Origin of the sequence: Mycobacterium canetti CIPT 140010059, from assembly GCF_000253375.1 — a bacterium.
In the GTDB taxonomy this organism is placed as follows: Bacteria; Actinomycetota; Actinomycetes; order Mycobacteriales; family Mycobacteriaceae; genus Mycobacterium; species Mycobacterium tuberculosis.
On the sequence record NC_015848.1, the window covers coordinates 1,204,937 to 1,216,951 of the forward strand.

Below are 12,015 nucleotides of genomic sequence, written 5' to 3' on the forward strand. Positions count from 1 at the left end.
TGCTTCGATGATCAATTTGGGGATCTGAAATGTCAAATGTGTTGACATTCATTGGGTGATCTTTCGCGCCACCCGGCGACGTCAAATACTTGGACATAAGCCACTCGTCGTTGTGTGATACGTCGTCACACCGGATCTGGCCGTGCGGGTTTATTGCCCGGGCGTGCCGGGGTTGCCGGAGATCTGCCCGCGACTACCGCCGGCGCCTCCAGTGCCGTTGATTCCGGGCATCAGGCCGGTGCCGCCTTTGCCACCGTTGCCGCCGTTACCGCCGTTACCGATCAACTGGGCGTCGCCGCCCTTGCCGCCGTCGCCACCGTTGCCGCCGTTGCCTTTGGCGCCGCTGCCGGCGCCCAGACCGCCGTTGCCGCCGTCGCCGCCGGTGCCGCCGCTGCCTCCGCTGCCGAGCAGGCCGGCGGTGCCGCCGCTACCGCCGGCACCGCCCGCGTGGCCGTTGCCACCGTTGCCGCCGGTGCCGCCGCCGAAGCCGCCGCCACCGCCGGTGCCGCCGGTGCTGCCCATCCCACCGGCGCCGCCGGCGCCGCCGTCGCCGAACAGCTTGGCGGCCGATCCGCCGTGGCCGCCGTTGCCGGCGTTGCCGGTGTCTGCGCCCTGGCCGCCGTTACCGGGATCAATACCGCTGTTGCCGTTGCCGCCTTGGCCGCCGGCGCCGGCGGTGCCGCCGCCTCCGCCGGTGCCGCCGTTGCCCGACAGCCAGCCGGCTGACCCGCCGTTGCCGCCGTTGCCGGCGTTGCCGCCGACACCACCGGCGCCACCGTCACCACCTTGCGCGGTGCCAGACCCCGCGCCGCCGTCGCCGCCTCTGGCGCCGGCGCCGCCGCTGCCCCCGGTGCCGCCGGCCCCGCCGTTGCCATACAGCAGGCCGGCGTCGCCGCCGGTGCCGCCGGCACCGCCGCCGCCGCCACCACCACCCGTACCACCCTTACCACCGACGGCTGTGATGCTGCTTCCGCCGTTTCCGCTGACCGCGCCGTTGCCGCCAGCGCCGCCGTGGCCGGCGTTACCGCCGTGGCCGAACAGCACGGAGCCTCGTCCACCGTTGCCGCCGTTGCCGGCGTTGCCGCCGCTACCACCGTTGCCACCGTCACCACCTTGTGCGGTGCTAAGCCCGGGGGCACCGATCCCGCCTTTGCCGGCGGCGCCGCCGTTGCCGCCGTTGCCGCCGGCCCCGCCGTTGCCATACAGCAGCCCGCCGTCGCCGCCGGTGCCGCCGGCACCGGCGCCGCCGCCGCCACCACCCGTACCACCCTTACCGGAAATGCCTAGCTGAGTGTCTGCGCCGTTTCCGCCGGCGGCGCCGTTGCCGCCGGCGCCGCCGTGGCCGGCGTTACCGCCGTGACCGAACAGCGCGGCGCCGCGTCCGCCGTTGCCGCCGCCGCCAGCGGTGCCGCCGGTGCCGCCGTTGCCGCCGTTGCCGCCGAAGATGCCGCCCTCTCCGCCGGCACCGGCGTTGCCGCCGCCGCCGCCGGTGCCGGCGTCGCCGCCGTTGCCGGACAGCCAGCCGGCCGACCCGCCGTCGCCACCGCGGCCGCCGGCGCCGCCCGCTCCGCCGGCGGCGCCGGTGTCGCCGGGCTCGCCCTGGACGCCGTCCCCGCCCTGACCGCCGGTTCCGCCGTCGCCGCCGACGCCGCCGTGGCCGTGGATCCAGCCGCCGGCACCGCCCGCCCCGCCGGCGCCGGCGTCACCGCCCTTGGTGCCGTCGGCCCCGCCGATGCCGGCGCCGCCTTGTCCGCCGGCCCCGCCGGCACCGCCGGCACCGCCGTTGCCGAACAATCCGGCCGATCCCCCGGCCCCGCCGGCACCACCCGCGACGCCCGGCGCGCCGATGGCTCCGGCGGGGCCGGCGCCGCCGGCGCCGCCATTGCCGCCGCTGCCGTAGAGCCAGCCGCCGTTGCCGCCCGCGCCGCCGTTGGCGCCGGCTCCGCCGGCCCCTCCGTTGCCGCCGTTGCCGATCAACCCGGCCGACCCGCCGGTACCCCCGGTGAGCCCGGCGGTGGTTTGGGAAAACCCGTTGCCGCCGTTGCCATACAACAACCCACCGGCGCCACCGTTGGGATTGGCCGCGGTCCCATCGGCGCCGTTGCCGACCAGCGGACGCCCCAACAGCGCCTGGGTGGGCGCGTTGATCAAACCCAGCACCTGCTGTTCGACGTTGGTCGCCTCGGCGCTGGCATACGCGCCCGCACTTGACGTCAGGGCCAGCGTGAACTGGTCATGAAACGCTGCCATCTGCCGGGCGATCGCCTGATAGCCCTCGCCATGTCCGCTAAACAGTGCCGCAATGTGGGCCGACACTTCGTCGGCGGCGGCCGGCAACAACCTCGTCGTCGCGGCCGCGGCCGCCCTCGTTGAGGCATTGATCGACGATCCGATGCTGGCCAAATCCCCAGCCGCCGAGCTGAGCATGTCTGGCACCGCAATCATGTAGGACATTTCGCGCATCTCCCTCATCGCCGGGCGACGGATATCGGGACCGGAGTCAACGTGATGGCGCGAGTCTAAGCACGCCCGGAACGGAAATGCAGAGTGTTCGACAAATCTTTCCCCAAGACATTTTTATTGGTCGCACGATGGGCGTCGTCGTCGAGCGGTATGGCAGCACCGATTTGTCTTCCAGGGGAATGTTCGTACCGTTTCATGACGTCGACTGTGTCCAATAGCTTTACATTTGCCGTTTTGCTGATGATGTCTAACACCTAGACAAACACCGTCTTGTCGTCCATCGATATGGGCTCGGGCTAGCCGCCACGCCGACGGCGCACGCCAAACCGGCCGACCCGCTGCCCGCCCTACGAGCCGAAGGGCTTGGCGTTGGCGTGCAGCAATGGCTGCAGCCGCTCCGTCTTCTGCTGTGTCCAGCCGGGCGGCGAGAGCACCGCGGCCCAGCCGTCGGCCACGGTGGCGACGTAGCGGTGACCATGCCCGTCCGGCACATGCGTAGCCACCGCCATATCGGCCGAAACCTGGACGAACGTCACCACCGGGATCCAGCGTGTCTGGAGAAGGACGTCGTAGCCCCGTTGCTCCCGCAGCCAGTCCGGCTCCCGAAACAGCAGGCGGGGAGTCCACCAGGCGATCGGATCAGAGGCATGCTGCAGATACACCACCCGCGGTCTGCCCCACGGCGCATCAGGGCGTTGCAGGTCGCGTGCGCGGGCCACGAAACGCACGTTGCGGCCGTCGTCGTAGATGGGCAGCCACTGCGGTGATCCGGCATCGCGGTTCGCAGTCAAGGAGTTCCAAACGGTGTTGTTGAACGTCGGTCCGCTGAACAACGCGCCGTCGGTGCGGGCGAGGATGTTGTTGAGGTTCATGAACGGCGCTTCACCGCCGAACGATCCCAGGCTCTCGCCGAACACGACCAGCTTCGGGCGCTGCGACTCGGGCAGTTGACGGATCAGCTTGTCGACCGCCTCGAACAGCGCCTCGCCGGCGTGCCGGGCATTCTCCTTGTCCACCAGGAAAGACAGCCAGCTCGGCAAGAACGAATACTGCATGCTCACGATCGCGGTATCGCCGTTGTACATGTACTCCAGCGCGGAGGCTTCCGCCTCGTTGATCCAACCGGTTCCGGTGCTCGTGGCCACTGCCACAACGGCGCGGCGCAAGCCACCGGTGCGCGCTAGCTCGCGCGCCGCCAGCTCCGCGGTGGCCATGATGCCGTCCGCCGAGTTCAACCCCGCATAGGTTCGGATCGGCTCGACGGCCGGGGTGCCGTTGAACGCGGTGAGGTCGGCGATGGTGGGACCGCTGTGGACGAAAATTCGGCCCTGATGGCCCAGCGACTCCCACGACACCAGCGATCCCGGGCCACCCGATCGCAGCGGGGTTTTCGGCGGTGCCGAATCCGGATTCATCTCATTGTTGACCGCAGCGAACGTGCTGTTCATGGAATTCATCGCGAACTTGAGCACCACACCGTTGAGCAGTGTGATGGTCAGCACCACGAGCAGCACCACCACAATGGCCGCCGAAACTCGGAATGGCGCAATGCGATCGACCTGTCCCACCAGAAAACGGAACAGCCATCGGATGAACTGGCCGATTTCGACCAGCGTGAACAGCACGACCAGCGACAATGCGGCGGCCAGCGGGTAGTCGTACCACCGCAGGTGCTCGACACCCATCAGGTCGCGCACATCGTCTTGCCAGACATGAAACTGCACTGCCATACCCACCATGCCGACCGCGCCGACTGCGATCAGCGGCGGCCACGCCCAGCGTGGTGGCGGCGGGCTGGAATTGTGCGAGCGCATGTAGCGGACCAGCCAGACGGCGAAGACTCCCAAGCCGTATCCGAAGGCGCCGCAGATTCCGCTGACCAGTCCCTGAAACAGCGGACCACGCGGCAGCAGCGACGGCGTCATCGAGAACCACACGAAAACGAGGCCCATCGCGGTGCCGGTGAATGTGTAGTGGCGAATCCACCAAGTGCTGCGGATCGGTTGCGGTTCAGGGGTTTGTGGAGTTGCTGCGGTGTCGACCGCCTGCTCAGCGCCGGTAGCTGGTTCGTCGCTGGCGTTGGTGGTCGTCGCTGCAGCCGGTTCCGTCATCGATGGGTGAACTGGGGAGCGCGTTTCTCGATGAACGCTGCCATACCTTCGGATTGGTCTTCGGTCGCGAAAGCCGAATGGAAAAGCCGGCGTTCGTAGAGCAGCCCCTCGGACAAACTGGATTCGAAAGCCCGGTTGACGGCCTCCTTGGCCATCCGGGCCGCCGAGGCCGACATCTGCGAAATGGTCGTGGCAGTGGCCCTGGCTTCGGTCAGCAAGTCGTCGGCCGGCACCACCCGTGAAACCAGACCGCTGCGCTCGGCCTCGGCGGCGTCCATGGTGCGCCCGGTCAGGATGAGGTCCATCGCCTTAGCCTTGCCGATAGCCCGGGTCAGCCGCTGGGAGCCGCCCATGCCTGGCAGCACGCCCAGCTTTATCTCGGGCTGTCCGAACTTCGCGGTGTCGGCGGCGATCAGCACGTCGCACATCATCGCCAGCTCGCAGCCACCGCCGAGCGCGTATCCCGCCACCGCGGCGATCGTCGGGGTGCGCACGGCGGCCAGCTTGCCCCAGGTGGCGAAGAAGTCGGCGGTGAACGCGTCGGCGAACGTCAGGTCGGCCATTTCTTTGATGTCGGCTCCAGCGGCAAACGCTTTGGCCGAACCGGTGATGATGATCGCCCCAATGTCCGGGTCATCGTCCAGTTCGGTTGCAGCGCTGGTGACCTCGTTCATCACCTGGCTGTTGAGCGCGTTCAGTGCCTGGGGACGGTTCAGCGTGATAATGCCAACTCGCTGATCGCGCTCGACCAGGATGGTTTCGTACGTCATGCGCTACCTCTCTAGAAACTCAAGTCATCGTCGACCGGTTCGAAATAGGCTTCGACGTCGGCCGCCGTGATCGCGTCCAGGGTTGCCGGCGACCAGTTCGGGTTGCGATCCTTGTCGATCAACTGCGCGCGGATGCCCTCCACCAGGTCATGCGAGCGCAGCGACGCCGATGACACCCGATAGTCCTGGATCAACACGTCTTCTAGCGTGTCGAGTTTGGCGGCGCGACGCACTGCCTGCAACGTCACCGACAGCGCGATGGGGGAGCGGCTGGCAATCAGGTCGGAAGCATTTACGGCCGGTTCGCCGCCCTGTTTCCGCAGCGCCGCAACGATGTCGGCGACGCTGTCGCCGGCATAGCATTCGTCGATCCAATCACGTTGGGCGGCAAGCGTGCTCGGTGGAGGTTCGACGGCGTGGGCGGCCAATGCGCTCTCCACGCCGCCGGTGACGATCTTCTGCGTGAACGCATCGAGGTCGCCGTGTGGCACGAAGTGGTCGGCGAATCCCAGCGCGATGGCGTCGGCGCCGGAAAACGGCGCTCCAGTCAGGGCGGCGTGCAGACCCAGCGCGCCGGGTGCACGCGACAGCAAATACACCCCGCCGACGTCGGGGATGAACCCGATGCCCACTTCGGGCATCGCGACCTTGGAGGTATCGGTAACCACCCGGGTGTTCGCGTGTGCGCTGACGCCGACGCCGCCGCCCATTACGATGCCGTCCATCAACGCCACGTAGGGCTTGGCGAACCGGCCGATCAGGGCGTTGAGCAGATACTCGTGGCGCCAGAACCGCCGCGCCTCGACCCCGTCCTTGCGGGCACTGTGGTAGACGGCCACCACGTCCCCGCCGGCGCAAAGTCCGCGTTCGCCGGCTCCGGAGAGCACCACCGCGTGCACCGCGTCCTCATGCTCCCAGCTCATGAGCACTGTGGCCAGCAGGTCGACCATGGTTTGGTTCAGTGAGTTGATCGCCTTGGGGCGGTTGAGCGTCACGAATCCGACACCGCCCTCGACGTTTGTCAGGACCTCATGCGATTCGCCGGTCACGGGCCTCGCCTCCCCTGAAGAGTTTGACCAGCAATCTAGATCGTGGCTCGCCCAGCGGTGCCCGCGGGGGCTAAGGTTTATCGTGTACCCGGATGACAACGCTGGCCGGGAACCCGGGCCTACTACTGATCGTTGAGCGGATGTTCGCACAGCTCGTAGCCATAGCCATCAAGAGAGGATCCGACGGTGCGGGAGACAAGCAACCCGGTATTTCGTTCGTTGCCTAAGCAGCGGGGCGGATACGCGCAATTCGGAACTGGCACCGCCCAGCAGGGATTCCCAGCCGATCCCTACCTGGCGCCCTATCGGGAAGCAAAGGCCACCCGCCCGCTGACCATCGACGATGTCGTGACCAAGACGGGCCTGACGCTGGCTATGTTGGCGGGCACCGCCGTCGTCTCCTACTTCCTGGTTGCGTCGAACGTCGCACTGGCCATGCCGCTGACCTTGGTGGGGGCTTTGGGTGGTTTGGCGCTGGTGCTGGTGGCCACCTTCGGCCGCAAGCAGGACAACCCGGCGATCGTGCTCAGCTACGCGGCGCTCGAGGGCCTGTTCCTGGGTGCCATCTCGTTCGTCTTGGCTAACTTCACGGTGGCGTCCGCGAATGCTGGGGTGCTGATCGGGGAGGCCATCTTAGGGACGATGGGTGTGTTCTTCGGCATGCTCGTCGTCTACAAGACAGGGGCCATCCGGGTCACCCCCAAGTTCACCCGAATGGTGGTCGCTGCGCTGTTCGGCGTGCTGGTCTTGATGCTCGGCAACCTCGTGCTGGCGATGTTCAATGTCGGCGGCGGTGAAGGCTTGGGCTTACGCAGCCCCGGACCGCTGGGGATCATCTTCTCGCTGGTGTGCATCGGCATCGCGGCGTTCAGCTTCCTGATCGACTTCGATGCGGCTGATCAGATGATTCGCGCGGGAGCACCGGAGAAGGCGGCATGGGGCGTCGCGTTAGGCCTGACCGTAACGCTGGTCTGGTTGTACATCGAGATCCTGCGCCTGCTCAGTTATCTACAGAATGAGTAGCGCTCGTTGGCCGTTGATTCTGCGTCCACCAGGCTGACCACTTGCACTTTTGCGTGGTAGACGCAGGATCAACGGCTGTGTCGGTGGGTGCTGACACCATGCCCGCATGCGGGAGATGGGGGCACAGCCGTTCATCGGCAGCGAGGCGTTGGCGGCGGGACTCATCAGCTGGCATGAGCTGGGCAAGTACTACACCGCGATCATGCCCAACGTCTATCTGGACAAGCGGCTGAAGCCCTCCCTGCGGCAACGCGTTATCGCGGCCTGGCTGTGGTCGGGCCGCAAAGGGGTGATCGCCGGCGCTTCGGCATCAGCGCTGCACGGCGCGAAATGGGTCGATGACCACGCATTGGTGGAGTTGATCTGGCGCAACGCCAGGGCGCCGAACGGGGTGCGGACTAAGGATGAGCTACTGCTCGACGGCGAAGTCCAGCGCTTGTGCGGGCTTACTGTGACTACCGTTGAACGTACGGCCTTCGACTTGGGCAGGCGTCCACCCTTAGGTCAGGCGATAACCAGACTGGATGCGCTTGCCAATGCCACCGATTTCAAGATCAACGATGTTAGGGAGCTCGCGAGGAAGCACCCCCATACTCGCGGGCTGCGTCAACTAGACAAGGCGCTGGATCTCGTCGACCCAGGTGCGCAGTCGCCGAAGGAGACGTGGCTGCGGCTCTTGCTGATAAACGCCGGCTTTCCACGGCCGTCCACTCAGATCCCCTTGCTCGGCGTCTACGGGTATCCAAAGTATTTCCTCGACATGGGATGGGAGGACATCATGCTCGCGGTCGAGTACGACGGCGAGCAACACCGTCTCAGCCGAGACCAGTTCGTCAAAGACGTCGAACGCCTGGAATACATCCGGCGCGCCGGCTGGACTCACATCAGGGTGCTGGCAGACCACAAGGGACCCGACGTCGTCCGCCGGGTTCGGCAGGCTTGGGACACGTTGACATCACGACGTTGACTCTGCGCCCACCACGTGTCCTACTCGCACTTTTGCGTGGTGGACGCAGAGTCAACGCACTCGAGCGCCTCGCTCACGCGAGGCGCTCGATCACCATCGCCATGCCCTGGCCGCCACCGACACACATGGTTTCCAGACCGAACGTCTTGTCGTAGGTCTGCAGGTTGTTCAACAGCGTGGTGGTGATGCGCGCGCCCGTCATACCGAACGGGTGACCTAGGGCGATCGCGCCACCTGAGACGTTGAGCTTGTCCTCGTCGATGCCCAGCTCGCGCGCCGAGCCCAGGACCTGCACCGCGAAGGCCTCGTTGATCTCGACCAGGTCGATGTCGGTGATCGCCATCCCGGCTCTTTCCAGCGCCTTCTTGGACGCCTCGATCGGCCCTAAGCCCATGATCTCCGGGGACAGCCCGCTGACCCCGGTGGACACAATGCGCGCCAGCGGTGTCAAGCCTAATTCCTTGGCCTTGGTGTCGCTGGTGATCACCACCGCGGCGGCCCCGTCGTTGAGCGGACAGGCATTCCCCGCGGTCACGGTGCCATTCGGCCGGAAAGCCGGCTTGAGCTCGCTGACCTTTTCGTAGGTGGTACCCGGTCGCGGGCCGTCGTCGGTGCTGACCGTGGTGCCGTCCGGAAGGGTGACCGGCGTGATTTCTCGTTCGAAGAACCCGTTCTTGATCGCCTCTTCGGCCCGGTTCTGGCTGCGCACGCCCCAGCGGTCCTGTTCTTCGCGGCTGATGCCGGTCATGATGGCGACGTTTTCCGCGGTCTGGCCCATCGCGATATAGATGTCCGGCAGCTTCTGATCGGCGCGGGGATCGTGCCATTCGTCGGCGCCGGCGGCTGCCGCGGCCGAACGTTCCTGAGCCCCGTCGAACAGCGGGTTCTTGGTGTCCGGCCAGGAGTCGGAGTTTCCCTTGGCGAACCGGGAGACGGTTTCCACGCCCGCGGAGATGAACGCGTCGCCCTCACCGGCCTTGATCGCGTGGAACGCCATCCGGGTGGTCTGCAGCGACGACGAACAGTACCGGTTGACCGTGGTGCCCGGCAGGAAGTCATAGCCGAGCGCGACGGCGACGACACGGGCGATGTTGAAACCGGACTCACCGCCTGGCAGGCCACAGCCCATCATGAGGTCGTCGATCTGATGGGGGTTCAGTGCCGGAACCTTGTCGAGCGCGGCGCGCACCATCTGGACGGCCAGGTCGTCGGGCCGCATGCCGACCAGCGATCCTTTCATGGCCCGGCCAATCGGCGAGCGGGCAGTCGAGACGATGACAGCTTCTGGCATGACGGCTCCCGGCATGGACAAGACGTGATGAAGTTTAGGTCAAATGTAGTCGCTACCCACCGGTCGGCACGGCCCGGGCCGGCCGGGGCCGCCGCAGCCGCGACATCATGCTGTGTCGCGTGTGGCCCGGCTCGAGGGTGGCGGTTCCAGGCCGGGACGGCGTTTCATGAATTGGGATATCGAGCTTTTCGGTCAGCGCATCGCGCAGCGCAAGGAACAACAGATCGGCCGCCAGGGCGTACGCGGGCGCCGACGGGTGGTAGCGGTCGGCGGAGAACATCAGCTCGGGCATTGCCCGGAATTTGGGAGCCAGTAGATGTCCTAGCGGCACCGGCACCCCACCGGCCGCCTTGACGGCTGCCGTTTGGGCGCGGGCCAGCCGCACACCACGGGTGTGCGCTAGCGCGCGCAGCGGCTGCGGGATGGCGGTAATGACGCCGAGGTCGGGGCAAGTGCCGACCACCACTACCGCTCCGCGGGTGCGCAACCTGCGTACGCAGTCGGCCAGCCGTTGCGCAGAGGGGCCAATGCCGTTGAGTGCCGTTATGTCGTTGGCGCCAATCATGATTACCGCCGCATCCGGCGGCGGACCGACCACGAACATCGCATCGACTTGACCGCAGACGCCTTTCGAGGTGGCGCCGACGATGGCTTTGGTGCTCAGCCGGATCCGCTTGCCGGTCTGCTCGGCGAGTCCGCGGGCGATCAACACGCCCGGTACTTCCTCAGCGCTAGCGCAGCCGTATCCCGTCGCCGTCGAGTCACCAAAGATCATCAGGTGCACGTCGAAGGGCACTTCGCGTCGCCACCGTTGCACGGGCCCACCGCCGCGGGTGTATACGCCGTCGGCGCGGGGCGGTGCGTCGAAGGATTTGGGAATTACCGTGCGCGCGTGGGTCGCCTGACCGACCAGCAGGTTGCGTGCGCCCAGATAGGCCGTGCCCGTCGAGGCGAGTGCACCCGCGGTGGCCAAAGCGATCGTGGAACGCCGTGGCACGCGCATGCTCACGGGATCAGTTTAGGACGGTTGTGCCGATTTCGTGGGTAGCTGACGAACAAACCCGTCACGGTGTGGACCAAATGTGGTATCGAATCAGACTCTTTGGCTGTGGCACCTAAAAAAGACTGTCAAGCTAAGTTCGCGGGGTTGGCTGAGCCAGAGGCTCAGCCGCTTCGTCACATGCTGTATCGGACTACAACGGCGTAGGAAGTGTTGGGCATGACTGCACCCAGTAAGGTATCCGGCTCACCCAGAGTTGTCATTTCGCCGCGCGACGTGTTGAAGGCACGTAGACTCGAGGCACGCAAGTTTGCGATCAGCGACGGCGCCCCGGTGGAGGTCGTCGAGTCTGGTCCAAGTCTTGTTGCGCGATTAGCTGCGCTGGCGTCACGAGTGGCGGTCCGGCCGGTGCTAGCGGTCGGTAGCTATCTTCCGCATGCGCCCTGGCCGTGGGGTGTCATCGACCAGGCTGCCCGGGTTCTGCTCCCAGCGTCAACGACCGTAAGGGCCGCGGTGAGCCTGCCTAATGCGTCCGCCCAACTGGTTCGGGCGTCGGGTGTGTTGCCGGCGGACGGCACTCGACGCGCCGTCCTGTACCTGCACGGCGGCGCGTTTCTGACGTGTGGAGCAAATTCGCATGGACGACTCGTCGAGTTGCTCTCTAAGTTCGCTGACTCGCCTGTTCTGGTGGTCGACTATCGGTTGATTCCCAAGCACTCGATCGGGATGGCGCTCGACGACTGTCACGACGGCTACCGGTGGCTGAGGCTGTTGGGCTATGAGCCGGAGCAGATCGTGCTAGCGGGCGATTCCGCGGGCGGGTATCTTGCGCTCGCTCTCGCGCAGCGGCTACAGGAAGTGGGGGAGGAGCCGGCGGCTCTAGTCGCGATCTCGCCACTGCTGCAGCTAGCAAAGGAACACAAGCAGGCGCATCCCAACATCAAAACCGATGCGATGTTCCCGGCAAGGGCGTTCGATGCGCTTGACGCATTGGTTGCTAGCGCAGCAGCGAGGAACCAGGTAGACGGCGAACCCGAAGAGCTCTATGAGCCCTTGGAGCACATCACACCGGGGCTGCCGCGGACACTGATTCACGTGTCGGGCTCCGAGGTATTGCTGCACGACGCTCAGTTGGCGGCGGCCAAACTGGCGGCGGCCGGGGTGCCGGCCGAGGTCCGGGTATGGCCGGGCCAGGTCCACGACTTTCAGGTTGCGGCGTCGATGCTGCCCGAGGCGATCCGCTCGTTGCGTCAGATCGGGGAGTACATCCGCGAGGCCACCGGGTAGCGGGATGCCGACGGAGCGCGTGTGCCTGGCCGGCAGGCGCCTGAGACGATGAAC

9 protein-coding genes are annotated in these 12,015 nt (G+C 66.5%); 3 read left to right on the forward strand and 6 right to left on the reverse strand.

The genetic code is table 11. The features are described 5' to 3' along the window. Positions 1-150 precede the first annotated feature (150 nt). The 4 genes from MCAN_RS05675 to MCAN_RS05690 form a co-directional block, all read right to left on the reverse strand. Positions 151-2,454 (reverse strand): PE family protein, encoded by a 2,304-nt coding sequence (locus MCAN_RS05675; protein ID WP_014000592.1) that lies wholly within the window; start codon positions 2,452-2,454, stop codon positions 151-153. Between the two features lie 356 nt (positions 2,455-2,810). Next, a complete protein-coding gene (locus MCAN_RS05680; protein ID WP_014000593.1) occupies positions 2,811-4,574 on the reverse strand; it encodes an alpha/beta hydrolase in 1,764 nt (587 codons plus the stop codon). Then, positions 4,571-5,344 carry an enoyl-CoA hydratase gene (locus tag MCAN_RS05685; RefSeq protein ID WP_003405712.1) on the reverse strand — a complete coding sequence of 258 codons (774 nt, stop codon included), beginning with the start codon at positions 5,342-5,344 and terminating at the stop codon, positions 4,571-4,573. Before MCAN_RS05685 ends, MCAN_RS05680 begins: the two co-directional genes overlap by 4 nt. Positions 5,345-5,355: 11 nt before the next feature. Further along, complete coding sequence (locus MCAN_RS05690) at positions 5,356-6,393, reverse strand: enoyl-CoA hydratase/isomerase family protein (protein ID WP_014000594.1); 1,038 nt, start codon at positions 6,391-6,393, stop codon at positions 5,356-5,358. 186 nt (positions 6,394-6,579) lie between these two features. On the opposite strand from MCAN_RS05690, the gene MCAN_RS05695 reads away from it, so the two are divergent. Together MCAN_RS05695 and MCAN_RS05700 are read left to right on the forward strand one after the other, a co-directional pair. Further along, positions 6,580-7,416 (forward strand): Bax inhibitor-1/YccA family protein, encoded by an 837-nt coding sequence (locus tag MCAN_RS05695; protein ID WP_003405719.1) that lies wholly within the window; start codon positions 6,580-6,582, stop codon positions 7,414-7,416. A 115-nt stretch (positions 7,417-7,531) separates the two neighbouring features. After that, positions 7,532-8,383, forward strand: coding sequence for a hypothetical protein (locus MCAN_RS05700; RefSeq protein ID WP_014000595.1), 852 nt, complete (start codon positions 7,532-7,534; stop codon positions 8,381-8,383). Between the two features lie 73 nt (positions 8,384-8,456). Here the strand turns inward: MCAN_RS05700 and MCAN_RS05705 are convergent, their stop codons facing one another. Further along, complete coding sequence (locus tag MCAN_RS05705; protein WP_014000596.1) at positions 8,457-9,674, reverse strand: acetyl-CoA C-acetyltransferase; 1,218 nt, start codon at positions 9,672-9,674, stop codon at positions 8,457-8,459. A 52-nt stretch (positions 9,675-9,726) separates the two neighbouring features. Then, the gene (locus MCAN_RS05710; RefSeq protein WP_003405726.1) at positions 9,727-10,671 is read right to left on the reverse strand and encodes an SGNH/GDSL hydrolase family protein; all 945 of its coding nucleotides are present in this window, start codon (positions 10,669-10,671) and stop codon (positions 9,727-9,729) included. Positions 10,672-10,893: 222 nt separating this feature from the next. Here MCAN_RS05710 and lipU point away from each other — a divergent pair, with 222 nt between their 5' ends. Further along, a complete protein-coding gene (gene lipU / locus MCAN_RS05715) occupies positions 10,894-11,961 on the forward strand; it encodes a lipase LipU (protein ID WP_003405728.1) in 1,068 nt (355 codons plus the stop codon). The last annotated feature ends 54 nt before the right edge of the window (positions 11,962-12,015 follow it).

What these genes read in the sequence shown, in the direction of transcription:
- MCAN_RS05680 (WP_014000593.1), bottom strand. Translation starts at nt 4,574, where the DNA reads ATGACGGAACCGGCTGCAGCGACGACCACCAACGCCAGCGACGAACCA.
- MCAN_RS05685 (WP_003405712.1), bottom strand. Translation starts at nt 5,344, where the DNA reads ATGACGTACGAAACCATCCTGGTCGAGCGCGATCAGCGAGTTGGCATT.
- MCAN_RS05700 (WP_014000595.1), top strand. Translation starts at nt 7,532, where the DNA reads ATGGGGGCACAGCCGTTCATCGGCAGCGAGGCGTTGGCGGCGGGACTC.
- MCAN_RS05675 (WP_014000592.1), bottom strand. Translation starts at nt 2,454, where the DNA reads ATGTCCTACATGATTGCGGTGCCAGACATGCTCAGCTCGGCGGCTGGG.
- lipU (WP_003405728.1), top strand. Translation starts at nt 10,894, where the DNA reads ATGACTGCACCCAGTAAGGTATCCGGCTCACCCAGAGTTGTCATTTCG.
- MCAN_RS05705 (WP_014000596.1), bottom strand. Translation starts at nt 9,674, where the DNA reads ATGCCAGAAGCTGTCATCGTCTCGACTGCCCGCTCGCCGATTGGCCGG.